This window comes from Streptomyces sp. NPDC085524, from assembly GCF_044541755.1.
Taxonomy (GTDB): Bacteria; Actinomycetota; Actinomycetes; order Streptomycetales; family Streptomycetaceae; genus Streptomyces.
Map to the genome: position 1 here is coordinate 290,073 of NZ_JBITTH010000005.1, position 22,685 is coordinate 312,757.

At 72.0% G+C, this 22,685-nt stretch carries 25 protein-coding genes; 5 read left to right on the forward strand and 20 right to left on the reverse strand.

The window, feature by feature from the left end; genetic code table 11:
- Window positions 1–132 precede the first annotated feature (132 nt).
- The 7 genes from trpM to hisI form a co-directional block, all read right to left on the reverse strand.
- Window positions 133–357 (reverse strand): tryptophan biosynthesis modulator TrpM, encoded by a 225-nt coding sequence (gene trpM / locus ACIGFK_RS10060; protein WP_376658686.1) that lies wholly within the window; start codon window positions 355–357, stop codon window positions 133–135.
- Window positions 358–366: 9 nt separating this feature from the next.
- Window positions 367–1,176, reverse strand: coding sequence for an indole-3-glycerol phosphate synthase TrpC (gene trpC / locus ACIGFK_RS10065; RefSeq protein ID WP_376658687.1), 810 nt, complete (start codon window positions 1,174–1,176; stop codon window positions 367–369).
- A 172-nt stretch (window positions 1,177–1,348) separates the two neighbouring features.
- On the reverse strand, window positions 1,349–1,807 hold the full coding sequence (locus ACIGFK_RS10070; RefSeq protein ID WP_400051187.1) for a DUF2752 domain-containing protein: 459 nt from the start codon (window positions 1,805–1,807) through the stop codon (window positions 1,349–1,351).
- An 88-nt stretch (window positions 1,808–1,895) separates the two neighbouring features.
- Window positions 1,896–2,147, reverse strand: coding sequence for an HGxxPAAW family protein (locus ACIGFK_RS10075; protein ID WP_376658689.1), 252 nt, complete (start codon window positions 2,145–2,147; stop codon window positions 1,896–1,898).
- 126 nt (window positions 2,148–2,273) lie between these two features.
- Window positions 2,274–2,990 carry a TIGR02234 family membrane protein gene (locus tag ACIGFK_RS10080; RefSeq protein ID WP_386469176.1) on the reverse strand — a complete coding sequence of 239 codons (717 nt, stop codon included), beginning with the start codon at window positions 2,988–2,990 and terminating at the stop codon, window positions 2,274–2,276.
- 14 nt (window positions 2,991–3,004) lie between these two features.
- Window positions 3,005–4,495 carry an anthranilate synthase component I gene (locus tag ACIGFK_RS10085; RefSeq protein ID WP_376658691.1) on the reverse strand — a complete coding sequence of 497 codons (1,491 nt, stop codon included), beginning with the start codon at window positions 4,493–4,495 and terminating at the stop codon, window positions 3,005–3,007.
- 19 nt (window positions 4,496–4,514) lie between these two features.
- A complete protein-coding gene (gene hisI / locus ACIGFK_RS10090; protein ID WP_376658692.1) occupies window positions 4,515–4,877 on the reverse strand; it encodes a phosphoribosyl-AMP cyclohydrolase in 363 nt (120 codons plus the stop codon).
- Between the two features lie 84 nt (window positions 4,878–4,961).
- On the opposite strand from hisI, the gene ACIGFK_RS10095 reads away from it, so the two are divergent.
- Complete coding sequence (locus ACIGFK_RS10095) at window positions 4,962–5,594, forward strand: TIGR03085 family metal-binding protein (RefSeq protein WP_386469172.1); 633 nt, start codon at window positions 4,962–4,964, stop codon at window positions 5,592–5,594.
- A 121-nt stretch (window positions 5,595–5,715) separates the two neighbouring features.
- On the opposite strand, the gene hisF is transcribed toward ACIGFK_RS10095, so the two are convergent.
- Genes hisF through hisD form a run of 8 tightly spaced genes read right to left on the reverse strand, consistent with a single transcriptional unit; the run spans window position 5,716 to window position 11,434 of the window.
- Window positions 5,716–6,471 (reverse strand): imidazole glycerol phosphate synthase subunit HisF, encoded by a 756-nt coding sequence (hisF, locus tag ACIGFK_RS10100; protein WP_376658694.1) that lies wholly within the window; start codon window positions 6,469–6,471, stop codon window positions 5,716–5,718.
- Complete coding sequence (locus ACIGFK_RS10105; protein ID WP_376658695.1) at window positions 6,468–6,857, reverse strand: RidA family protein; 390 nt, start codon at window positions 6,855–6,857, stop codon at window positions 6,468–6,470. The genes hisF and ACIGFK_RS10105 overlap by 4 nt, the downstream gene beginning before the upstream one ends.
- Window positions 6,854–7,591 (reverse strand): bifunctional 1-(5-phosphoribosyl)-5-((5-phosphoribosylamino)methylideneamino)imidazole-4-carboxamide isomerase/phosphoribosylanthranilate isomerase PriA, encoded by a 738-nt coding sequence (priA, locus tag ACIGFK_RS10110; protein ID WP_376658696.1) that lies wholly within the window; start codon window positions 7,589–7,591, stop codon window positions 6,854–6,856. The genes ACIGFK_RS10105 and priA overlap by 4 nt, the downstream gene beginning before the upstream one ends.
- Window positions 7,591–8,235, reverse strand: coding sequence for an imidazole glycerol phosphate synthase subunit HisH (gene hisH / locus ACIGFK_RS10115; RefSeq protein WP_376658697.1), 645 nt, complete (start codon window positions 8,233–8,235; stop codon window positions 7,591–7,593). Before hisH ends, priA begins: the two co-directional genes overlap by 1 nt.
- Entirely contained in the window at window positions 8,232–8,399 is a 168-nt protein-coding gene (locus ACIGFK_RS10120; protein ID WP_376658698.1) for a hypothetical protein, read from the reverse strand. The genes hisH and ACIGFK_RS10120 overlap by 4 nt, the downstream gene beginning before the upstream one ends.
- Window position 8,400: 1 nt before the next feature.
- Window positions 8,401–8,994 carry an imidazoleglycerol-phosphate dehydratase HisB gene (gene hisB / locus ACIGFK_RS10125; protein ID WP_030707279.1) on the reverse strand — a complete coding sequence of 198 codons (594 nt, stop codon included), beginning with the start codon at window positions 8,992–8,994 and terminating at the stop codon, window positions 8,401–8,403.
- A complete protein-coding gene (locus ACIGFK_RS10130) occupies window positions 8,991–10,115 on the reverse strand; it encodes a histidinol-phosphate transaminase (protein WP_376658699.1) in 1,125 nt (374 codons plus the stop codon). The genes hisB and ACIGFK_RS10130 overlap by 4 nt, the downstream gene beginning before the upstream one ends.
- Window positions 10,112–11,434 carry a histidinol dehydrogenase gene (gene hisD, locus ACIGFK_RS10135; protein ID WP_376658700.1) on the reverse strand — a complete coding sequence of 441 codons (1,323 nt, stop codon included), beginning with the start codon at window positions 11,432–11,434 and terminating at the stop codon, window positions 10,112–10,114. Before hisD ends, ACIGFK_RS10130 begins: the two co-directional genes overlap by 4 nt.
- Window positions 11,435–11,557: 123 nt before the next feature.
- Here hisD and ACIGFK_RS10140 point away from each other — a divergent pair, with 123 nt between their 5' ends.
- The 3 genes from ACIGFK_RS10140 to ybaK are packed head-to-tail and all read left to right on the forward strand — an operon-like array spanning window position 11,558 to window position 14,430.
- Window positions 11,558–13,153 (forward strand): oxidoreductase, encoded by a 1,596-nt coding sequence (locus ACIGFK_RS10140; protein ID WP_386469163.1) that lies wholly within the window; start codon window positions 11,558–11,560, stop codon window positions 13,151–13,153.
- Between the two features lie 34 nt (window positions 13,154–13,187).
- Complete coding sequence (locus ACIGFK_RS10145) at window positions 13,188–13,925, forward strand: LON peptidase substrate-binding domain-containing protein (RefSeq protein WP_376658702.1); 738 nt, start codon at window positions 13,188–13,190, stop codon at window positions 13,923–13,925.
- Between the two features lie 10 nt (window positions 13,926–13,935).
- Window positions 13,936–14,430 (forward strand): Cys-tRNA(Pro) deacylase, encoded by a 495-nt coding sequence (ybaK, locus tag ACIGFK_RS10150; RefSeq protein ID WP_400051193.1) that lies wholly within the window; start codon window positions 13,936–13,938, stop codon window positions 14,428–14,430.
- A gap of 156 nt (window positions 14,431–14,586) precedes the next feature.
- On the opposite strand, the gene ACIGFK_RS10155 is transcribed toward ybaK, so the two are convergent.
- From ACIGFK_RS10155 to ACIGFK_RS10170, 4 genes are all read right to left on the reverse strand, one after another.
- On the reverse strand, window positions 14,587–15,222 hold the full coding sequence (locus ACIGFK_RS10155; RefSeq protein WP_400051195.1) for a hypothetical protein: 636 nt from the start codon (window positions 15,220–15,222) through the stop codon (window positions 14,587–14,589).
- Between the two features lie 43 nt (window positions 15,223–15,265).
- On the reverse strand, window positions 15,266–16,147 hold the full coding sequence (locus tag ACIGFK_RS10160) for an ABC transporter permease (RefSeq protein ID WP_376658705.1): 882 nt from the start codon (window positions 16,145–16,147) through the stop codon (window positions 15,266–15,268).
- On the reverse strand, window positions 16,144–17,115 hold the full coding sequence (locus ACIGFK_RS10165; protein WP_376658713.1) for an ABC transporter ATP-binding protein: 972 nt from the start codon (window positions 17,113–17,115) through the stop codon (window positions 16,144–16,146). The genes ACIGFK_RS10160 and ACIGFK_RS10165 overlap by 4 nt, the downstream gene beginning before the upstream one ends.
- Window positions 17,116–17,209: 94 nt before the next feature.
- Window positions 17,210–18,523 (reverse strand): NYN domain-containing protein, encoded by a 1,314-nt coding sequence (locus ACIGFK_RS10170; protein ID WP_386469154.1) that lies wholly within the window; start codon window positions 18,521–18,523, stop codon window positions 17,210–17,212.
- Window positions 18,524–18,732: 209 nt separating this feature from the next.
- On the opposite strand from ACIGFK_RS10170, the gene ACIGFK_RS10175 reads away from it, so the two are divergent.
- Window positions 18,733–18,894: a hypothetical protein gene (locus ACIGFK_RS10175; RefSeq protein ID WP_376658707.1), complete on the forward strand. Its 162-nt coding sequence runs from the start codon at window positions 18,733–18,735 to the stop codon at window positions 18,892–18,894.
- A 100-nt stretch (window positions 18,895–18,994) separates the two neighbouring features.
- Here the strand turns inward: ACIGFK_RS10175 and dnaE are convergent, their stop codons facing one another.
- Entirely contained in the window at window positions 18,995–22,537 is a 3,543-nt protein-coding gene (gene dnaE, locus ACIGFK_RS10180; protein WP_376658708.1) for a DNA polymerase III subunit alpha, read from the reverse strand.
- Window positions 22,538–22,685: the final 148 nt, after the last annotated feature.

The window sequence follows — 22,685 nt, forward strand, 5'->3', positions numbered from 1 at the left end:
TGCCCTACTCGGGGACCGCTGGTGTGTCGGGACGAGGAGACCGCGCCCGGGGCCGGCCGGCCCGGGGCGCAGGCCGTACGAGGGTGTGGCGCGGCGCGGTACGTCTCGCGTACCGGGCCGCGGCGGCCCTCGTTACGGCGCGTCTCCGGGACGCCATCGCATGCCGTTGACCTGACCGGGCTCGGAGCCGATCACGTACCGGACCCGCCGCCCGTGCACCCGCCGGGCCGGGGCGCGGCAGCCGCGGGGGCGGCAGCCGCGCGCCAGGGGCGCGTGCGCCGTCGGCACGCCGACCGGGCTGCGGCGGGGTGCCGGCGGCGCGGTCTGCGTACTGACGGTGGGCGGGTTGTGGGTCATGGGGACGGGTCAGCTCCGCCCGTGGCGCAGGGCGGGGTGGGCTCCGGCGGCGACGAGGTCGGCCACGGCCGCCTTCGGGTCGCGGCCGGTCACCAGGGACTCGCCGACGAGGACGGCGTCCGCACCCTCGTTCGCGTAGGCGATGAGGTCGTGCGGACCCCGGATGCCGGACTCGGCGATCTTGACGATGTGGTCCGGGATCTCGGGGGCGACGCGCTCGAAGGTGGAACGGTCGACCTTGAGGTCCTTGAGGTTGCGGGCGTTGACGCCGATGATCCGGGCGCCGGCGGCGACCGCGCGCTCCACTTCCTCCTCGTCGTGGACCTCGACGAGCGGGGTGAGGCCGATGGACTCGGCCCGCTCGATGAGGGAGACGAGCGCCTCCTGCTCCAGGGCCGCGACGATCAGCAGCGCGAGGTCGGCGCCGTAGGCGCGGGCCTCCCAGAGCTGGTACGCCGTGACGATGAAGTCCTTGCGCAGGATCGGGATGTCCACGCGGGCGCGGACGGCCTCCAGGTCGGCCAGCGAGCCGCCGAACCGGCGCTGCTCGGTGAGGACGGAGATGACCGCCGCACCGCCTGCTTCGTAGTCCGCGGCGAGTCCGGCCGGATCGGCGATCGCGGCCAGCGCGCCCTTGGACGGGCTGGAGCGCTTGACCTCGCAGATCACCTTGACGCTGTCGCCGCGGAGGGCGGCGACGCCGTCCTTGGCCTGGGGCGCCTTGGCGGCACGCTCCTTGAGCTCGTCGAGGCTCACGCGGGCCTGCCGTTCGGCAAGGTCTTCGCGGACCCCTTCGATGATCTCGTCGAGCACACTCACGCGAGCGGCCCCCTTCCGGGTCGATGACGGTCGGCCGCCTGGCAGACACGTACCACTGCGAGGTCGGCAATCAAATGGTATCCGCAGGTGGCGTTGCACTCCGCACGCGGTTGACGCCGTCCCAGTAACTGGACATTCGGAATCAAGGCTTCATGTCGGCTCCGTACGGGCCTCAGGGGGCCAGCGCGGAGCCGAAAGAAAGATTTCGGACTACGGCGAAGACCAGGGCCGCGGCACCCAGCCCCCACCATTGCAGCGACTTCAGGGTGATCCGCGGCACGGGTCCGCCCCGATAGGCGCGAACCAGCCACAGGGCGGTGAATCCGGCGAAGACGAAGTAGCCGACGACGGCCAGGGCATTTGCCCCGAATGCTGTCGGCAGATCGCCGTGGGCGAACGCGTGTGCACTCCTCAGACCGCCACAACCGGGGCACAGGATTCCGGTCAGCCGGAACAGCGGGCAGACCGGGTAGTGGCCGGGTTCGTTGGGATCCACTGCGCCCACGTACGCGAACGCCGCGACGGCCCCGGCCAGGGTGACCGCCGGAACGGCGAGCCGCCGGGCCCGGGAGGCCGGGAGGCCCGGCGGGGCGGACTGCGGTACGGCATCGGGGGTGCGGGAGGCGTCCACCCGCCGATTGTCTCCGATCTCCGCAGGAGCCGCAGCACGGCAAAAGGCGCAGCCCGACGGGCCGCGCCTTTCCGTTCCCCGGTACCGGTCAGACCTTGGCGGGGACCTTGGCGGCGGCGATCACATCGGCGAGGTCCTTGTGCTCGGCCTTCGGCATGCCCAGGCCCGCGGCCGACATCGCCATGCCGACGACACCGCCGATCGCGACGACGACCAGACCGGCCCAGAAGCCCCACGGGTTCGCGAGCACCATGAAGGCGCCGGAGATGCAGAAACCGATGAAGGCGATGATGACACCGGTCCAGGCGGCCGGGGTGTGTCCGTGGCTAGTGCCCGCCATGAGTTGCTCCTCGTTGCTCTGCCGCGATGCTGTGTTGGTAGAAAGCGCGGTCTGTGTCGAACGCTCGGTGACATTGTCCCGCACCCGGCCGGGGCCGCGCTCACGGGGGTGGGGTCGGAGTGCCGGTCAGCGCCCCTGGTCGGAGGTCGGGTCCTCGCCCCGGTCCAGAGCCTTCCACAGATCCTCCGGCCGGTCCGGATCCACCACGGCGGCCTTGCGGGGGCGCGGGCTGCCGTCGCGTTCGTAGCGGCCGCCCATCGCCGGCCAGTTCCGGCCGAAGCGCAGGGCCAGCAGGCCCGCGATCAGGATGAGGGCCGCGCCGGCGGCCGTGACGTACGGCCAGGCCGTATGGGTCAGTCCCGCCGCCTTCGCCGCGGTGTCCGCGGTGGTCCGGGCGGCGGCCGCGTCGAGGGCGCTGCGGCCGTCGGCGGCGAGGACCGCCGACAGCGCCGCACCGAGGCCGCTGAGCGCCAGCAGCCCCGAGACCAGCAGCCGGCTCCTGCCGCGCACGGCGAAGACGGCCACGAGGGCGGCGAGCCCCACGATGGCCAGGGCCGCGGGCAGCCCGGTGACGGCCTGCCCGTCGGCGGTCAGCCGGAGCGAGTCACCGGCGAAGGCGGTGGTGCCCCGGGCCCAGACCCGGCCGGAGGCGAGGAGGACGACGGTGGCGCCGAGCGTGCCGAGCAGCAGCGCGACGGCCACGCTGCGGCGGCTGCTGCGGCTGTCCGGGGCCTCGGACCGGGGCTCGCGCTCCGGCTCGTGCCCAGGCTCGTGCCCAGGCTCGTGCTCCGGCTCGGGGACGGCGTCGGTTCGGGGCGGGGGTACGGCACTCACGTACCCCACTATCCCCTACGGCCTCACGCCCCGTGGAGGCGGTTCGCCGCTCCGACCGCACGCAGCACCGCGGCCGCCTTGTTGCGGCACTCCAGGTCCTCCAGTTCGGGCACCGAGTCGGCGACGACTCCGGCGCCGGCCTGGACGTACGCCGTGCCGTCGCGCAGCAGCGCGGTGCGGATGGCGATGGCCGTGTCGGAGTCCCCGGCGAAGTCCAGATAGCCGACGCAGCCGCCGTACAGCCCGCGCCGGGAGGGCTCGAGCTCCTCGATGATCTGCATGGCGCGGGGCTTGGGCGCACCGGAGAGGGTGCCCGCCGGGAAGCAGGCGGTGAGCACGTCGAAGGCCGTCTTGCCCTCGGCCACCCGGCCGGTGACGGTGGACACGATGTGCATCACGTGCGAGTAGCGCTCGATCGACATGAAGTCGACGACCTCCACCGATCCCGGCTCGCAGACCCGGCCCAGGTCGTTGCGGCCCAGGTCCACGAGCATCAGGTGCTCGGCGCGCTCCTTGGGGTCGGCCAGCAGCTCGTCGGCGAGGTCGTTGTCCCGCTGCGGGGTGGCCCCGCGGTGCCGGGTGCCGGCGATGGGGTGGACCATGGCCCGCCCGTCCTCGACCTTGACCAGCGCCTCGGGGCTGGAGCCGACGACGTCGAAGCCGTTCTCGAAGCGGAAGAGGTACATGTACGGGGAGGGGTTGGTGGCCCGCAGCACCCGGTAGACGTCCAGCGCGGAAGCCTTGCAGGGGGTCTCGAACCGCTGGGAGGGCACCACCTGGAAGGCCTCGCCGGCCCGGATCCGCTCCTTGACGTCCTCGACCGCGGCCTGGTACTTCTCGCCGCCCCACAGCGCCGAGAACTCGGGCAGCTCGGAGGCGGGCAGCGGCGCCGGGGTGTAGGGGGCGGGCCGCGCGAGGTCGGCCTCCATGGCGTCGAGCCGGGCCACGGCGTCCGCATAGGCCTCGTCCACGCCGGTGTCGAGGTCGTTGTGGTTGATGGCGTTCGCGATCAGCAGGACCGTGCCGTCCCAGTGGTCCAGCACCGCCAGGTCCGAGGTGAGCAGCATGGTCAGCTCGGGCAGTTCGAGGTCGTCGGCCGTGTGGTCGCCGATGCGCTCCAGGCGGCGCACGATGTCGTAGCCGAGGTAGCCGACCATGCCGCCGGTGAAGGGCGGCATCCCGCCCGCGAGGTCGCGGGGGGTGTGCAGGACCTCGATGGTCGAGCGCAGGGCGTCGAGCGGGTCCCCGGAGGTGGGCACGCCGACGGGCGGGGTGCCGATCCAGTGGGCCTGCCCGTCCCGGACGGTCAGGGTGGCGTCGCTGCGCACGCCGACGAAGGAGTACCGCGACCAGGAGCGGCCGTTCTCGGCGGACTCCAGGAGGAAGGTGCCGGGGCGCTCCGCGGCCAGCTTCCGGTAGAGCCCGACCGGGGTGTCCCCGTCGGCCAGAAGCCTGCGGCTCACGGGGATGACGCGGCGGTCGGCCGCGAGCTTGCGGAAGGTGTCGAGATCCATGGCGTGGGACCCTATCCGGCTATTCGGCCAGCAGAAGGACATCGGCGTCGAAACAGGTGCGGGCGCCCGTGTGGCAGGCGGCTCCGACCTGGTCGACCTTGACGAGCAGGGTGTCGGCGTCGCAGTCGAGGGCGACCGACTTCACGTGCTGGAAGTGGCCGGAAGTGTCCCCCTTCACCCAGTACTCCTGCCGGCTGCGGGACCAGTACGTACAGCGCCCGGTGGTCAGGGTGCGGTGCAGCGCCTCGTCGTCCATCCAGCCGAGCATGAGCACCTCGCCGGTGTCGTACTGCTGGGCGATGGCCGGAACCAGGCCGTCGGCGCTGCGCTTGAGGCGAGCGGCGACGGCGGGATCGAGGGAGGACTTACTCATGCGTGCCATTGTGCCGCGAGACGGGACGGGAAATGGATCTCTGTCCGCCTGATGAGCGGGCAGTGGGCGAGTTCCGGCCGTAGGCTGGCCCGCATGTCTACCCATGCGAAGCGCGAACGTCTGCTGCTGGCCGACCTGTTGGAAGCCGCCGGGCCGGAGGCGCCGACGCTGTGCGACGGCTGGACGTGCCGGGAGCTGGCGGCGCACGTGGTGGTCCGCGAGCGGCGTCCGGACGCGGCGGGCGGCCTGGTGCTGAAGGTGCTGAGGGACCGGCTGGACAGGGCGATGGCGGAGTACGCGGCCAAGCCGTACGAGGAGCTCGTCCAGCTGATCAGGACGGGGCCGCCGAGGCTGTCGCCGTACGCGCTGAAGCAGATCGACGAGGCGGCGAACGCGGTGGAGTTCTACGTCCACTCGGAGGACGTCCGGCGGGCCCAGCCGGACTGGTCCCCGCGCGAGCTGGACCCGGTGTTCGCGGACGCGCTCTGGTCCCGCCTGGAGAAGCTGGCCCGCCTGACGGGCCGCCGCTCCCCGGTGGGCCTGGTCCTGCGCCGCCCGGACGGCCGCACGGCCGTGGCGCGCAAGGGCGTCCCGGTGGTGACGGTGACGGGCGAGCCGGGCGAGCTGACCCTCTTCTGCTTCGGCCGCCAGGCCGCTGCCGCGGTGACCCTGGACGGCGACAAGGAGGCGGTGGCCAAGCTGACCACCGCGCAACTGGGCATCTGACGGCAGATCCAGCCCCTCCGGCGTCTGAGGAGCGGGGTCCGGGACGGAGCCCCGGGAAACGGAGAAAGGGCGGGGCGGGGACCGGCTCCGCGCAGCGGAACCCGCACCCGCCCCCGGAGGATCAGCGGACGGGGTGGCCCGCTTCGCGGAGGGCGCCCTTGACCTCGGAGATGCGGAGGTCGCCGAAGTGGAACACCGAGGCGGCCAGCACCGCGTCCGCGCCCGCCGCCACCGCCGGGGCGAAGTCCGACAGCTTGCCGGCCCCGCCCGAGGCGATCACCGGGACCGTGACGTGCCTGCGTACGGCCTCGATCATCTCCGTGTCGTAGCCGTCCTTGGTGCCGTCCGCGTCCATGGAGTTCAACAGGATCTCCCCGGCGCCCAGTTCGGCCGCCCGGTGGGCCCACTCGACGGCGTCGATGCCCGTGCCCTTGCGGCCGCCGTGGGTGGTGACCTCGAAGGAGCCGGCGGCGGTGCGCCGCGCGTCCACGGACAGGACGAGGACCTGCCGGCCGAAGCGCTCCGCGATCTCCTGGATGAGCTCGGGGCGGGCGATGGCGGCGGTGTTGACGCCCACCTTGTCCGCTCCGGCGCGCAGCAGCTTGTCCACGTCGTCCGCGGTACGGACGCCGCCGCCCACGGTCAGCGGGATGAAGACCTGCTCGGCGGTGCGCCGCACCACGTCGTACGTGGTCTCGCGGTTGCCGGAGGACGCGGTGATGTCGAGGAAGGTGAGCTCGTCGGCGCCTTCGGCGTCGTAGAGCTTGGCCATCTCGACCGGGTCGCCCGCGTCGCGCAGGTTCTGGAAGTTGACGCCCTTGACGACCCGGCCGTTGTCGACGTCCAGGCAGGGGATCACCCGTACGGCGAGAGTCATGCCGTCTCTCCCTTGTACGCCTCGACCTCCACCTCGACGACCATCGCGGGGTCGACGAAGCCGGACACGATGAGCATCGTGGCGGCGGGACGGACGGTGTCGAAGAGGGTCTTGTGGGCGCGGCCCACCTCGTCCACGTCCCGCGCGTGCGTCAGGTACATGCGGGTGCGGACCACGTCCTCGGGGCCGAGGCCGGCCTCGGCCAGTGCCTTGAAGGCGACCTCGAAGGCCTTGACGGCCTGGTCGTACGGGCCGCCGGCGTCGGCGGCCGTGCACCCGGAGACGAGCACGAGGCCGTTGGGGAGCTGGACCGCCCGGGAGTAGGCGATCACGTCCTCGTAGGGGCCGCCGGAGGAGATCCGGCGTACGTCGGAGGCGTTGCTCATGCGGAGACCACCTTCAGTGCTTCTTCCAGGGTGAAGGCCTTCGCGTACAGGGCCTTGCCGACGATCGCGCCTTCGACGCCCAGCGGCACCAGCGCGGACAGGTCCCGCAGGTCGTCGAGGGAGGAGATGCCTCCGGAGGCGACGACGGGCCGGTCGGTGGCGGCGCAGACGTTCTTCAGCAGCTCCAGGTTGGGGCCGGTGAGCGTGCCGTCCTTGCCGATGTCGGTGACCACGTAGCGGGCGCAGCCCTCGGAGTCCAGGCGGGCGAGGGTCTCGTAGAGGTCGCCGCCCTCGCTGGTCCAGCCGCGGCCCTTGAGGGTGGTGCCGCGGACGTCGAGGCCGATGGCGATCTTGTCGCCGTGCTCGGCGATGGCCTTGGCGGCCCACTCCGGGGTCTCCAGGGCGGCGGTGCCGAGGTTGACGCGGGTGCAGCCGGTGGCGAGGGCCGCGGCGAGCGAGGCGTCGTCGCGGATGCCGCCGGACAGCTCGACCTTGATGTCCATGGCGCGGGTGATCTCCGCGACCAGGGCGCGGTTGTCGCCGGTGCCGAACGCGGCGTCCAGGTCGACCAGGTGCAGCCATTCGGCGCCCGAGCGCTGCCAGGCGAGGGCCGCCTCGAGCGGGGAGCCGTAGGAGGTCTCGCTGCCGGACACCCCGTGGACGAGGCGGACGGCCTGGCCGTCGCGGACGTCGACCGCGGGCAGGAGTTCCAGGGTCTTCGGCGTAGCGGTCATCACAGGGTCTCGATCCAGTTGGTGAGGAGCTGGGCGCCGGCGTCTCCGGACTTCTCGGGGTGGAACTGGGTGGCCCACAGGGCCCCGTTCTCCACCGCCGCGACGAACCGCTCGCCGTGGGTGGCCCAGGTGACCTTGGGGGCGCGGATCAGCGGGTTGGTGACCTCCAGGCTCCACTCGTGCGCCGCGTAGGAGTGCACGAAGTAGAACCGGGCGTCGGCGTCCAGGCCGGCGAACAGCTGGCTGTCCTCCGGGGCCTCGACGGTGTTCCAGCCCATGTGGGGGACGACCGGGGCCTTGAGCGGGCCGACCGTGCCGGGCCACTCGTCCAGGCCCTCGGTCTCGATGCCGTGCTCGATGCCGCGCTCGAAGAGGATCTGCATGCCGACGCAGATGCCCATGACGGGACGGCCGCCGGAGAGCCGGCGGCCGATGATCCAGTCGCCGCGGACGTCGCGCAGGCCCTGCATGCAGGCGGAGAAGGCTCCGACGCCGGGGACGAGGAGTCCGTCGGCGTCCATGGCCTTGTCGTAGTCGCGGGTGATCTCGACGTTCGCGCCGACGCGGGCGAGGGCGCGCTCGGCGGAGCGGACGTTGCCGAAGCCGTAGTCGAAGACGACGACGTTCTTGGTGGCTGCGCTCATTCCCAGATTCCTTGGATTCGCAGGACTCCGGCGGCCAGACACATCACGGAGCCGATGGCGAGCAGGATGACGACCGACTTGGGCATCTGCTGCTTCTGGAAGGAGTAGACGCCGCCAGCCAGGAAGAGGCCGACGACGATCAGGATCGTGTTGAGCCCGTTCACGCTAGAGGGCGCCCTTCGTGGACGGAAGGATGCCGGCGGCGCGCGGGTCGAACTCGGCGGCGTAGCGCAGGGCCCGCGCCAGCGCCTTGAACTGGCACTCCACGATGTGGTGGGCGTTGCGGCCGTAGGGGACGTGGACGTGCAGGGCGATCTGGGCCTGCGCGACGAAGGACTCCAGGATGTGCCGGGTCATCGTCGTGTCGTACTCGCCGATCATCGGCGCCATGTTCTCGGGCTCGGTGTGCACGAGGTAGGGGCGGCCCGACAGGTCGACGGTGACCTGGGCGAGGGACTCGTCCAGGGGCACGGTGCAGTTGCCGAAGCGGTAGATGCCGACCTTGTCGCCGAGGGCCTGCTTGAAGGCGGCGCCGAGCGCGAGTGCGGTGTCCTCGATGGTGTGGTGGCTGTCGATGTGCAGGTCGCCGTCCGTCTTGACCGTGAGGTCGAAGAGGCCGTGGCGGCCGAGCTGGTCGAGCATGTGGTCGTAGAAGCCCACGCCCGTCGAGACGTCGACCTTGCCGGTGCCGTCGAGGTTTATCTCGACGAGGACCGAGGTCTCCTTCGTGGTCCGTTCGACCCGTCCGATGCGGCTCATGCGTGCTGCTCCTTCTTCAGTGCGCGAACCGCTTCCAGGAACGCGTCGTTCTCGGCCGGGGTGCCCGCGGTGACCCGCAGCCAGCCCGGCACTCCGTTGTCCCGGACCAGGACGCCCTGGTCGAGGATCTTCTGCCAAGCGGTGTGGGAGTCCTCGAACCTGCCGAACTGGATGAAGTTCGCGTCGGACTCGGTGACCTCGTAGCCGATGGCCCGCAGCTCGATGACGAGTCGGTCGCGCTCGGCCTTGAGCTGCTCGACGTAACCGAGCAGGGTGTCGGTGTGCTCCAGTGCGGCCAGCGCGGTGGCCTGGGTGACGGCCGACAGGTGGTACGGCAGGCGCACCAGCTGGACGGCGTCGACCACGGCGGGGTGCGCGGCCAGGTAGCCCAGGCGCAGTCCGGCGGCGCCGAAGGCCTTGGACATGGTCCGGGAGATCACCAGGTTCGGGCGGCCCTCGATCAGGGGCAGCAGCGAGTCCCGGTGGCTGAACTCCACGTAGGCCTCGTCGACGATGACCAGGGAGGGCTTGGCGGCCTGCGCGGCCTCGTAGATCGCGAGGACGGTCTCCGCCTCGACGGCGGTGCCCGTGGGGTTGTTCGGCGAGGCGATGAAGACGACGTCGGGGGCGTTCTCGGCGATCGCCTGCTCCGCCGCCTCGAGGTCGATGGTGAAGTCCTCGCGGCGCGGGCCGGAGATCCAGCCCGTGCCGGTGCCGCGCGCGATGAGCGCGTGCATCGAGTACGAGGGCTCGAAGCCGATCGCGGTGCGGCCGGGGCCGCCGAAGGTCTGGAGCAGCTGCTGGAGGACCTCGTTGGAGCCGTTGGCGGCCCAGACGTTCTCGCGTGCGACCGGGTGCTTGGCCGTACGGGTGAGGTAGGCGGCCAGCTCCGTGCGCAGCTCCACCGCGTCCCGGTCGGGGTAGCGGTTGAGGGTGCGGGCGGCGTCGGCCACGCGCTCGGCGATGCGCCGGACGAGCTCTTCGGGGAGTTCGTACGGGTTCTCGTTGGTGTTGAGCTGGACGGGCACGTCGAGCTGCGGGGCGCCGTAGGGGGTCTTGCCGCGGAGCTCTTCGCGGATGGGGAGTTCGTCCCACGGGGACACAGAGGGGTTGCCGGTCACGCCTGGGGAACCTTCCATCCGAAGCGCGCCTTGAGGGCCGCGCCGTGCGCGGGCAGGTCCTCGGCCTCGGCGAGGGTGACCACGTGGTGGGTGACCTCGGCGAGGGCGTCGCGCGTGTAGTCGACGATGTGGATGCCGCGCAGGAAGGACTGCACGGACAGGCCGGAGGAGTGGCAGGCGCATCCGCCGGTGGGCAGCACGTGGTTGGACCCGGCGCAGTAGTCGCCGAGGGAGACCGGTGCCCAGGGGCCGACGAAGATCGCACCGGCGTTGCGGACGCGGGCGGCCCAGGTGGCGGCGTCGGCGGTCTGGATCTCCAGGTGCTCGGCGCCGTACGCGTCGACGACCTTGAGGCCGTCCTCCAGGTCACGCACCAGCACGATGGCGGACTGCTTGCCGGCCAGGGCGGGCTTGATCCGGTCCTCGACGTGCTTGGTGGCCGCGACCTGCGGCTCCAGCTCGCGCTCGACGGCGGCCGCGAGCTCCTCGGAGTCGGTGACGAGGACGGCGGCGGCCAGCGGGTCGTGCTCGGCCTGGCTGATCAGGTCGGCGGCGACGTGCACCGGGTCGGCCGTGGAATCCGCGAGGACCGCGATCTCGGTGGGGCCGGCCTCGGTGTCGATGCCGATCTTCCCGGTGAAGTAGCGCTTGGCGGCGGCGACCCAGATGTTGCCGGGCCCGGTGACCATGTTCACCGGCAGGCAGTCCTCGGTGCCGTACGCGAACATCGCGACGGCGACGGCACCGCCGGCCGCGTACACCTCGTCCACGCCGAGCAGCGCGCAGGCCGCCAGGATCGTCGGGTGCGGGAGGCCGCCGAACTCCTTCTGCGGCGGGGACGCGAGCGCGATCGAGCCGACACCCGCCTCCTGGGCCGGTACGACGTTCATGACGACGGACGACGGGTACACCGAGCGGCCGCCCGGGGCGTACAGCCCCACGCGCTCCACCGGAACCCACTTCTCGGTCACGGTGCCGCCGGGGACCACCTGGGTGGTGTGCTCGGTGCGGCGCTGGCCCCGGTGCACGATCCGGGCGCGCCGGATCGACTCCTCGAGGGCGGCGCGGACGGCCGGGTCGAGCTCGTCGAGGGCGGTCTTGAGGGCCTCCGCAGGCACCCTGACCTGCTCCAGCGCCACCCCGTCGAACTTCTGCGCGTACTCGATCAGCGCCGCCGTGCCACGATGATGGACGTCCTCGCAGATGGGCCGCACCTTCTCCAGGGCAGCTTCTACGTCGAACTCGGCACGGGGCAGCAGATCGCGCAGGGCGCCACCCTCGGGGAGGGCGTCACCGCGCAGGTCGATACGAGAGATCACCCCCCAATTCTCTCAGACCGCCCCGATCCACCGTTCGCCCGTATCACTGGCTGATACACGCCCCGGACGCCACAGCCCCGGATAGCTTTGATCTCCACGTGGTACGAGCGGAGGGGGGCCGCCATGACCGAGGCACGCGCGGGCGAGGAACCGGCGGATCTTTCCGCCGCCGAGCACCGCATGTGGGAGGCGTTCCGCACGGGCAGCGTCTGCGATCTGAGCGAGCGCACCGCCGGCCGGGACGACCCGCACGCGGACCACGTGTGGGGCCCCCGGCGCAGCGTCCGCGCAGGGGTGGTGGCGCTGCTGCTGCTCCACGGACCGCCGCCGGTGCCTGGCCGGGTGGCCTCGCTGAAGCTGCGCGGGGTGCGGATCGTCGGGCGGCTGGACCTGTCCGGCGGCGTGGTCGGCCCGTACGTGGAGCTCCAGTCCTGCCGCTTCGACAGCGAGGTCCAGCTGTCCGAGGCCCGGTTCGGCACGCTGCGCCTGGTCAACTGCGCGATACCGCGGCTGGAGGCGGCGCGCCTGCACACGGAGGGCGACCTGCACCTGCCGCGCTGCCGGGTGGCGCGCGGGATCCGGCTGACCGACGCGCAGATCGGCACGGACCTGCTGATCAGCCAGGCCGTGGTGCAGCGCGACTCCAAGGGGCGGGCGATCGCCGCCGACGGGATGTCGGTCGCGCAGGACTTCCAGGGCGAGCTGCTGGAGACGTACGGGGAGGTGAGCCTGCGCGGCGCGAAGGTCGGCGTCTCGATGAACATGCGCGGGGCCCGGCTGCGCAACCCGAACGGCCGGTACGCGCTGAACGCGCCGCAGTTGACCGTCGAGCGCACCCTGTACCTGACGTCGATCTCCCTGGACTACGCCACCGGCTCGGCCTCCTCCACTCCGCCGTACGGGCTGGGGCCGACGCCGGTGCGCGGCCGGCGGGCGCAGCATTTCGAGTGCCGGGGCGGGCTGCGGCTGGACGACGGCCGCTTCGGGGACGCCGTCGACTTCTACGGGGCTCGGTTCCTGTTCGCCTCCGACCAGGAGCTGTCGCTGCGCCGGATCCAGACGCCCGAGTTCCGTTTCGTGGGCGAGCGGCCGGAGCGCGGGCGGGTGGTGGTGTCGGGGGCCAAGGTGGTCAAGCTGGTGGACACCTCCACGAGCTGGCCGGGCCCGGGCGGCGTGTCGATCGAGGGCTTCGTCTACGAGAACCTCGCGCCCCGCGGCCACTTCCCGCTCGCGCGCCGGCTGGAGTGGCTGGAGGCGGCGACGCCCGAGTACTCGCCGGAGCCGTACGAGCGGCTGGCGGCCGTGCTGCGGGCCGGGGGCGAGGACGCGGACGCCCGCGAGGTCCTCCTGGCCAAGCAGCGGCGGCGCCGGGCCACCCTTCCGGCGGGGCAGAAGGCGTGGGGGTACCTCCAGGACTGGACGGTGGTCTACGGGTACCGCCCGGGCCGGGCCGCGCTGTGGATGGCGGTGCTGTGGGCGGCGGGCACGCTGCTGTTCTCGCAGCTCGATCCGCCGCCGATCAAGGCCGACGAACACCCGCAGTGGAACGCCGCCCTGTACGCCCTGGACCTGCTGCTCCCCGTGATCGATCTGGGCCAGCAGGACCAGTGGAAGGTCACGGACGGCTGGCAGTGGGGGGCCACCGCCCTCATCCTGCTGGGGTGGATCCTGGCCACGACGGTGGCGGCGGGCGCCTCCCGGCTGCTGAGGCGGGGGTGACGGGTCCGGCCCCGCGGCCATTACCCTGTGCCTCGTGACCACCGTTCGCCTGCCTCTCTTCCCGCTGAACTCGGTGCTGTTCCCGGGACTCGTCCTCCCGCTGAACGTCTTCGAGGAGCGTTATCGCGCCATGATGCGAGAGCTGCTCAAGGGGAGCTCGGACGAACCGCGCCGCTTCGCCGTCGTGGCGATCCGTGACGGCCGGGAGGTGGCCCCGACCGCGCCCGGCCTGCCGGACCAGACGGCAGTCCCCGAGCGGGGCCCCGCCGCGGGCTTCGGCGCGGACCCGATCCAGGCCTTCCACCGGGTGGGCTGCATCGCGGACGCGGCGACGATCCGGGAGCGGGAGGACGGCAGCTTCGAGGTCCTGGCGACGGGCACGACCCGCGTACGCCTGCTCTCGGTGGACGCGTCGGGCCCGTTCCTGGTGGCCGAGCTGGAGGAGCTCCCCGAGGACGCGGGGGACGGCGCGGGCGCACTGGCCGAGGGAGTGCTGCGGGCCTTCCGCACCTACCAGAAGCGGCTGGCCGGGGCGCGCGAGCGGTCCCTGACGGGCGCGGAGCTCCCCGACGAGCCGTCGGTGGTCTCCTACCTGGTGGCAGCGGCGGCGGTGCTGGACATCCCGGCCAAGCAGCGGCTGCTGCAGGCCCCCGACACGGCGACCCGCCTCGCGGAGGAGCTGAAGCTCCTGCGTACCGAGACCGCGGTGATCCGCCACCTCCCGTCGCTCCCGGCGGTGGACCTGACCCGCTCGCCGACGAGCCCGAACTGACGGCGGACCGATGGCGAAGAAGGCGAAGCAGGCGGCCGGCACCCCCGCGATCGTCACCCTGACGGCGGCCGGGGTGCCCTTCACCACGCACTCCTACGAGCACGACCCGGCGCACCCCTCGTACGGCGAGGAGGCGGCGCAGGCGCTCGGCGTCTCGCCGGAGCAGGTCTTCAAGACGCTGGTCGCGGACGTGGACGGGGGCCTGACGGTGGCGGTGGTCCCGGTGTCGGGCTCGCTGGACCTGAAGGCGCTGGCCGCGGCGGTCGGCGGGAAGCGGGCCGCGATGGCCGACCCGGCGCTGGCGGAGCGCACCACGGGCTACGTCCGGGGCGGCATCTCGCCGCTGGGGCAGCGGCGCCGGCTGCCGACGGTCCTGGACGCGTCGGCCTCGCGGCACGCCACGATCTGCGTCTCGGCCGGCCGCCGCGGCCTGGAGGTCGAACTCTCCCCGACGGACCTCGCCACCCTCACGTCGGCAACCGTCGCCCCGGTGGCCCGCCCGTAGCCTGCGGCGCGCCACTGGTTCTGCCGGGGCCTGCCCGTACCCGTCTGCGGCGCCGCTGTCGGGGGCCGGCCCCCGAACCCCCGCTCCTCAAACGCCGGAGGGGCTGGTCTGCCTCCGGCGGCGCAGCGGCATTTCCGGCCCCGGAGGCGACCAGGGTCAGGCGACCGGCGGCTTCGGGTCCGCGTGGACGTGCGGCAGCGGGTAGACGGACCACTCCGGGGACGGGTCCGGGTCGCGGGGGGTCCACAGGGCCGTGAGGCCCAGGTGGACCAGGACCGCGGCCATCGGCCACACCAGCAGCACCCCGTGCGCCAGCAACTGCAGCGGCGCGTCGAACGGCACCCCCTTGCCCGCCGCCCGCGCCGCCGCGACCAGGTCCGACGTCGGGCCGAGGACCAGCCCCAGCCGCCACCCCACCAGCCCGGCGAAGACGGACCCCACCGCGAGCCCGATGACCAGCGGCACGCCGCCCGCCCGCCGCCACAGGAACGTGCCGACGGCGCTCAGCGCGCCCAGCCCGGCCGCCAGCAGGAAGAACGTCCCGTCGGTCCCTATCCGCGCCTCGCTCTCGCTGTTGCGCAGGAAGACGGCCTCCCCGTTGGAGACGTACTGCACCCGCGGCGCCAGCCACGCCCACAGCACGGCGAGGAGCACACCGGCCACGCCGACCGCCAGGGCCACGACGGCCCCGTCGCGGACGTCGGCCGGGGTGATGCCCGCGCCTGCGCCCGGCTTCTCGGGCGGGAGCGACGGCGGGTCGGCGGGAGACGGAGGGGTCACGGCTTCGGTCACCCCCACATCGTGCCAGGTGTGCCCGGCGCGGGCGCCACCGGCGTCAGCGGACCGCGGCCCGCCGGTACGCCCAGGTGGCGACGGCCAGCGAGAGGACGCCCACGGCCCCGCACACCCCCAGGTCGAGGGCGACGGCGGCCCAGTCCGGCTCGGCCGCGAAGGTACGCGCGAACGCCTCCACCCCGTAGGTGGACGGCAGCAGGTCCCGGGCCCACACGATGACGTCCGGCATCCGCTCGGGCGGCAGCACCCCCAGCAGCAGCGCCGCCGACATGCCGAGCTGCCCGGCCAGCGTGGCCAGCTCCTGCCGCGGCGCGAGCAGCCCCAGCGCCGCTCCGAGCCCGGCGAGCGCGGCCCCGGCCAGCGGCACCACCGCCGCCAGGATCCACAGCCCGCCCATCGGCAGCCCGAACAGCACGCACCCGAAGACCGCCGTGACCAGCGTTCCCGGGAGGGTGAAGGAGGCGTACGCGGCGGCCGCGCCCAGCACCACCGAGGCGGGCGGCACCGGCAGGGTGGCGTAGTGGTCGAGCCCGCCGCCCGCCCGCAGCTGCCCGAAGTACTGCGCGAGCAGGTTCAGCGCTACGAAGGCGACGACGAGCACCGAGGAGCCGGCCACGACGGCACGGGCCTCCGAGCCGCCGTCGACCACACCCCGCATCAGGATCATGATGCCGACGGACTGGAAGGTGGCCACGAAGAGCAGCGGGATGCGTGCCACGCGGGCCCGGGAGAGCTGCGCCCGGTACACGGCGGCCAGCGCCGGCAGGAACCCGGCCCTCGCGGCCAGCGGCGCGGCGGCGGCCTGCCGGAGGGAGCCCGGCACGGACTCGGCCTGTGCGGCGGAGGCCGGAGGGCTCGTGACCGGCTCGGCGGCCGGCGGGGCGGTGATCGGAGAGGCAGTGCCTGCCGGACTGTCGCTCACTGCTTCACCAGCCCTTTCGTCTTCCCGCCGAGCGCGAGGTACACGTCCTCGAGGCTCGGCGTGGCCAGCGTGAAGTCGTCCAGCGAGGCGAAGGCCGGCCCGCCGGTCACCGCGGCGACGGCCGCCCGCGCCTCGTCCGGGCCGAGCCGCAGCACCCAGCGCCGCCCGGACTCGGCCGCGTGCTCGCGCAGCGCCGCGACCTCCGGCACTCCCAGCGGAGCGGATTCGCGCCACACCAGTTCGAGGCGGACCTCGCCCGAGACGGTGGCCTTCAGCCCGGCCGGGGAGTCGCAGGCGATGACCCTGCCCTGGTCGATGACGGCGACCCGGTCGAGGACGGTCTCGGCCTCGATGACGTTGTGGGTGACCAGCAGGACCGTCGCGCCGTGCTGCGCGCGCCGCCGGTCGACGGCCGCCCAGACGGCCCGCCGGGCCACGGGGTCCATCCCGGTGGTGGGTTCGTCGAGCACGAGCACCGGCCGCTCCCCCACCAGTGCGGCGGCGAAGCAGGCGAGGCGCCGCTGCCCGCCGGAGAGCTTCTTCAGGGGCCGGCCGGCGATCCCGGTCAGCCCGAGCTCCTCGAGGACCTCGTCGCGGGCGGCGCGCGCCGCCCGCAGCGGCAGTCCGCGCAGCCGCCCGGTGGTCTCGGCGGCCAGGGACACCGTGAGCTCGTCGAGGGCGGTGGACTCCTGCCCCAGGTAGGCGAGGAGCCGGGCCGCGCGCTCGGGGTGGCGCACCACGTCGTGGCCCAGGAGGGTGACGCCGCCCGCGTCGGGGCGCATCAGTCCGGTGAGCTGGCGTACCAGGGTGGACTTGCCGGCGCCGTTGGGGCCGAGCAGCCCGAAGACCTCGCCGCGCCGCACGTCCAGGGTGATCCCGTCGTTGGCGCGGGTCTCGGGCAGGGCGGGGGCCCCGCGCCGGCCTCGTACCGCCGGATACGTCTTGACGAGGTCACGTACCGCGCACACGACGTCGGCGGGCCCTCCCGCGGCTGCCGCCGTACTGCTCTGGTGTTGCGCCGTGCCCGTACTCACGAGGGAGCAGCCTACGCGGCTTCCGGCGCTACTCGGCGGCGGGGGTCGCCGCGCCCGCGGGTCCCAGGGTGAGTCCGACCGGTCCCGCCGCGGGTACGGCGACCACGTGTTCGGCCGCCGCACGCACGTCGATCTCCCGCCAGAACCCGGCCCGGATGGCGTAACGGTCGTGTTCGTCGATCTGGTCGTCCTTGTGCGCGAGCAGCCCGAACCGGGCGGCGTAGCGCAGCAGCTCGCCGTCGATGCGGTGCGGGATGCGCGGGTACATGGTGGCGAGCTTCTGCAGGTGCACGGTCTCGGGGAGGCGCTCCATCCAGCGCCGGGCGAAGACCTGTCCCACCTCGAACGGGTCACCGCCGACGGTGGTGATGTCCTCCTCGCGGTCCGCCCAGCGCTGCTCGGCGCTGGTGAGCTGGGCGAGGGTGGGGAGCGAGGCGGTTTCGGCGGGCTCGCCGAGGGGTCCGGCGCGGTCGATCCAGCCCTTGTCGGAGGACCAGCGCAGGGCGCTGCCGGCCGGCTGTGCGACGCCGGGGTGGGCGGCCGCGACCGGCGGCGGCCCGCCCTGCTGGCCGGGGGCCCGCAGGGCGCCGGCGAGGTCCTTGGGCGTGGGTACGGTCTTGCCGCCGGTGGCCGGCGCCGGTACGGGAACCCCTTCGGCCTCCTCGTCCCCGGCGGCGGTGCCGTTGCGCGCGGCTTCGGCGAGGGCGGCCTCGGGCAGCGGGGCGGAGAGGATCGCGGCGATGTCGGGGCGCGGGGCGGTCGGCGGGGCGCAGAGCCCGGCGAGGTCCTTGGCGCGGACGGCCCGGGTGATCCAGGCCCGGTCGAGGACGCGGCGTTCGTCGGCCTCGGCCACGAGGTCCTCGGACTGGTTGTAGTCCCCGTCGGCGGCCTGTACGGCCCACAGGTGGACGGCGACCCCGTGTTCCTTGGCGGACATCAGGCCGGGCAGCAGGTCTCCGTCGCCGGTGACCAGGACCACGTCGGAACAGGCCCGGTTGCGGGCGAGTTCGGTGAGCTCGGCGTGCATGGCCGCGTCGACGCCCTTCTGCGCCCAGCGGCCGTCGCTGCGGGTCAGGGCGCCGAGCCGGACGGTCACGCGGGGCATGACGCGCAGCCGCCGGTGCTCGGGCTGCGGCACCCGGTCGGGTGCACCGTCGAACCAGTAGATGCGCAGCAGGGGCTGCTCCGTGTCGGCTTCGGCGCGTTCGCGCAGTCCCTGGATGAGGGCGGCGTGGTCGACGGTGATGCGGGAGCGCGAGGGCTCCCCTGCGAGAAGGCTCGCGGCGGCGCCCAGCAGATAGCCGGCGTCCACCAGGACGACGCAGCGGTCCACGCGTTCCACCTCTTCCCTGGGGAATCCTCTGTGTTCTTCGGCGGGTCCCCCGAGTCTGCCCGACTGCAAGGGTGTTGACGGCCGGAACTCGATCATCGGCGTGGCGGAAGTTTTGGTTCTACCGGCTACGCGCAGTAATGATCCAAAATGCGCGGTTTCTGGCGCTGTGTGAGTGTGAAGGCGGTCCTGGCCCCTAGACCCTCACGGAGGCTCCCCCCATGGCCAAGAACAAGAACCAGAAGCAGCCGTCGAAGCAGCAGGCCCGCTCTTCGCAGGACCCGTCGAAGAGCTCCATGGAGTCCGGCGAGTCGGTGAATCCGTCGCCGAGTCCGATGGACATGGCCCACAAGAGCAAGCAGAAGAAGTTCGGCCACAACTGACGCCCGGCCGGCGCGCACACGGCGCGTTCGGCGCGCTCAGTGACGGAAAAGGGCCTGCCCGGGCGACCGGGCAGGCCCTCGCGCGTGTGCGCCTACGGCCTCATCCGGCCAGGCAGGACGGTCCGAGCAGCACCTTGAGGTCGCCGAAGAGGGCCGGGTCGGGCTGGACGCGGTGCCGGTCGAGGCGCAGCACGGTGGTGGTGCGCGGCCCCTGGAGCTTGATCCGCACCTCGGTGTTGCCCTTGTGGTGGCGCAGGATCTCGCCCAGACGGGTCACCATCGGCGGGGTGACCTTGACGGTCGGGATGGTGAGGACCACGGGTGCGTTGGTGCCGGCCGAGGAGAGGTCGGGGACCATCATCTCCATCGCGACGAGGCGCGGGACGTCCTCGCGCTTGTCGAGGCGGCCCTTGACGAAGACGACGGTGTCCTCGACCAGCTGGGTGGAGACGAGCTGGTAGGTCGCGGGGAAGAACATGCACTCGATGGAGCCGGCCAGGTCCTCGACGGTGGCGATGGCCCAGGCGTTGCCCTGCTTGGTCATCTTGCGCTGGAGGCCGGAGATGATGCCGCCGATGGTGACGACGGCGCCGTCGGAGTGCTCGCCGCCGGTGAGCTGGGAGATGCCGGCGTCGGTCTTGTCGGAGAGCACGTGCTCCAGGCCGAAGAGCGGGTGGTCGGAGACGTAGAGGCCGAGCATCTCGCGCTCCTGGGCGAGCAGGTAGGACTTCTCCCACTCGACGTCGGAGAACTCCACGTCGAGCCCGAAGCCGGGCTCGTCGCTGCCGTCCTCGTCACCCATTCCGCCGAACAGGTCGAACTGGCCCTCGGCCTCCTTGCGCTTGACCGCCACCACGTTGTCGATCATGGATTCGTGGTGGGCGACGAGGCCCTTGCGGGTGTGGCCCATCTCGTCGAAGGCGCCGGCCTTGATCAGCGACTCGACGGTCCGCTTGTTGCAGACCACGGCCTCGACCTTGTCGAGGAAGTCGGGGAAGGAGGAGAACTTCCCCTTGGCCTTCCTGGTCTTGATGATCGACTCGACGACGTTCTGGCCGACGTTGCGGACGGCGGTGAGGCCGAAGAGGATCACGTCGTCGCCCTGGGCGGCGAAGTTGGGCTCCGACTCGTTCACGTTCGGCGGGAGCACCTTGATGCCCATGCGGCGGCACTCGTTCAGGTAGATCGCGGACTTGTCCTTGTCGTCCTTGACCGAGGTGAGGAGCCCTGCCATGTACTCGGCGGGGTAGTTCGCCTTGAGGTAGGCGGTCCAGTAGGAGACCAGGCCGTACGCGGCGGAGTGCGCCTTGTTGAAGGCGTAGCCGGCGAAGGGCACCAGGACGTCCCAGAGGGCCTGGATGGCCTGGTCGGTGTACCCGTTCTTACGGGCGCCCTCCTGGAAGATGGTGAAGTTCTTCGCCAGCTCCTCGGGCTTCTTCTTGCCCATCACGCGGCGCAGGATGTCGGCCTCGCCGAGCGAGTAGCCGGCGATGATCTGGGCGGCCTTCTGCACCTGCTCCTGGTAGACGATCAGGCCGTAGGTGACCGCGAGCACCTCTTCGAGGGGCTTCTCCAGATCCGGGTGGATCGGGGTGATCTCCTGCTGCTTGTTCTTGCGCAGGGCGTAGTTCGTGTGCGAGTTCATGCCCATCGGGCCCGGCCGGTAGAGGGCCGACACGGCGGAGATGTCTTCGAAGTTGTCGGGCTTCATCAGGCGCAGCAGGGAGCGCATGGGGCCGCCGTCGAACTGGAAGACGCCGAGGGTGTCGCCGCGGCCGAGCAGCTCGAAGGTCTTGGGGTCGTCGAGCGGCAGGGCCAGGAGGTCGATGTCGATCCCCTTGTTGGCCTTCACCATCTTGACGGCGTCGTCCATGATCGTGAGGTTGCGCAGGCCGAGGAAGTCCATCTTCAGCAGGCCGAGCGACTCGCAGCTCGGGTAGTCCCACTGGGTGATGGTGACGCCGTCGGTGTGCCGCACCCAGACGGGCACGTGGTCGGTGATCGTCTCGCTGGACATGATCACGCCGGCGGCGTGGACGCCCATCTGGCGGACCAGGCCCTCGACGCCGCGGGCGGTGTCGATGACCTTCTTCACGTCGGGCTCGTTCTCGTACATCCCGCGGATCTCGCCGGCCTCGCCGTAGCGGGGGTGCGAGGGGTCGAGGATGCCGGAGAGCGGGATGCCCTTGCCGAGGACGTCGGCGGGCATGGCCTTGGTGAGGCGGTCGCCCATGGCGTACGGGTAGCCGAGGACCCGCGCGGAGTCCTTGATCGCGTTCTTGGCCTTGATGGTGCCGTAGGTACCGATCATGGCGACCTTGTCCTGGCCGTACTTCTCGGTCACGTACCGGATCACTTCGACGCGCCTGCGCTCGTCGAAGTCGATGTCGACGTCGGGCATGGAGACGCGCTCGGGGTTCAGGAAGCGCTCGAAGATCAGACCGTGGGTGAGGGGGTCGAGGTCGGTGATGCCCATGGCGTACGCGACGATCGAGCCGGCCGCGGAGCCTCGGCCGGGGCCCACTGCGATGCCCTGGTTCTTGGCCCACATGATGAAGTCGGCGACCACGAGGAAGTAGCCGGGGAAGCCCATCGAGATGATCGTGTCCATCTCGTACTCGGCCTGCTTCATCCGGTCGTCCGGGATGCCTCCCGGGTAGCGGCGGTGCATGCCGCGCATGGTCTCCTCGCGGAACCAGCTGACCTCGGTGTGGCCCTCCGGGATGTCGAACTTCGGCATCAGGTTCCGGAACTTGAACATGCCCTCGGTGTCGATCTGGTCCGCGACCAGCTTCGTGTTGGCGCAGCCCTCCTGCCAGGCGTCCGAGGAGTCGATGGCGTACATCTCGTCCGTGGACTTCAGGTAGTAGCCGGAGCCGTCGAAGCGGAAGCGGTCCGGGTCCGAGAGGTTCTTGCCGGTCTGGATGCAGAGCAGGGCGTCGTGGGCGCCGGCCTCGCTCGCGTAGGTGTAGTGCGAGTCGTTCGTCACCAGCGGCGGGATGCCGAGCTTCTTGCCGATCTCCAGCAGGCCGTCGCGGACCCGGCGCTCGATCTCGATGCCGTGGTCCATCAGCTCCAGGAAGTACCGGTCCTTGCCGAAGATGTCCTGGTACTCGGAGGCCGACTTCAGGGCCTCGTCGAACTGGCCGAGGCGCAGCCGGGTCTGGAGCTCGCCCGAGGGGCAGCCGGTGGAGGCGATCAGGCCCTCCGACCACTTGGAGATGGTCTCCTTGTCCATGCGCGGCCACTTGGTGAGCCAGCCCTCGGCGTAGGCGTCGGAGGACAGCCGGAAGAGGTTGTGGAGCCCGGTGGCGTTCGCCGCCCAGATCGTCTTGTGCGTGTAACCGCCGGAACCGGAGACGTCGTCCCGCTTCTGGTGCGGCTGGCCCCACTGGATGCGCCGCTTGTTGCGCCGGGACTCGGGAGCCACGTACGCCTCGATGCCGATGATCGGCGTGATCCCGGACTTCTGCGCGGTGTGGAAGAAGTCATAGGCCCCGTGCAGGTTGCCGTGGTCGGACATGGCGATGTGCGTCATGCCCATCTCGTTGCAGGCCGCGAACATGTCCTTGAGCCGCGCGGCACCGTCCAGCAGCGAGTACTGGGTGTGGACGTGCAGGTGCGTGAACGGCGTCTTTGACACGGTGGGGGCCTCCGGGGGCGAGAGGGGCGGCAGCTATGAATCCTACGTCCCACGGGTGACACTTCCGGGGCACGGAAAGATACGGTCGGGCGTTGCAGAACCAGGAACACGTGATCGACGTCCAGTCGGTCAGAACCCGTACCACCCC

Coding starts and splice junctions, on each gene's coding strand:
- ACIGFK_RS10085 (WP_376658691.1), bottom strand. CDS start 4,495: ATGGATCTCGACACCTTCCGCAAGCTCGCGGCCGACCGCCGCGTCATC.
- trpM (WP_376658686.1), bottom strand. CDS start 357: ATGACCCACAACCCGCCCACCGTCAGTACGCAGACCGCGCCGCCGGCA.
- ACIGFK_RS10175 (WP_376658707.1), top strand. CDS start 18,733: ATGGCCAAGAACAAGAACCAGAAGCAGCCGTCGAAGCAGCAGGCCCGC.
- ACIGFK_RS10140 (WP_386469163.1), top strand. CDS start 11,558: ATGACCGAGGCACGCGCGGGCGAGGAACCGGCGGATCTTTCCGCCGCC.
- hisI (WP_376658692.1), bottom strand. CDS start 4,877: ATGGCACGCATGAGTAAGTCCTCCCTCGATCCCGCCGTCGCCGCTCGC.
- hisF (WP_376658694.1), bottom strand. CDS start 6,471: ATGACTCTCGCCGTACGGGTGATCCCCTGCCTGGACGTCGACAACGGC.
- ACIGFK_RS10105 (WP_376658695.1), bottom strand. CDS start 6,857: ATGAGCAACGCCTCCGACGTACGCCGGATCTCCTCCGGCGGCCCCTAC.
- hisH (WP_376658697.1), bottom strand. CDS start 8,235: ATGAGCGCAGCCACCAAGAACGTCGTCGTCTTCGACTACGGCTTCGGC.
- ACIGFK_RS10075 (WP_376658689.1), bottom strand. CDS start 2,147: ATGGCGGGCACTAGCCACGGACACACCCCGGCCGCCTGGACCGGTGTC.
- hisB (WP_030707279.1), bottom strand. CDS start 8,994: ATGAGCCGCATCGGACGGGTCGAACGGACCACGAAGGAGACCTCGGTC.
- priA (WP_376658696.1), bottom strand. CDS start 7,591: ATGACCGCTACGCCGAAGACCCTGGAACTCCTGCCCGCGGTCGACGTC.
- ACIGFK_RS10095 (WP_386469172.1), top strand. CDS start 4,962: ATGTCTACCCATGCGAAGCGCGAACGTCTGCTGCTGGCCGACCTGTTG.
- ybaK (WP_400051193.1), top strand. CDS start 13,936: ATGGCGAAGAAGGCGAAGCAGGCGGCCGGCACCCCCGCGATCGTCACC.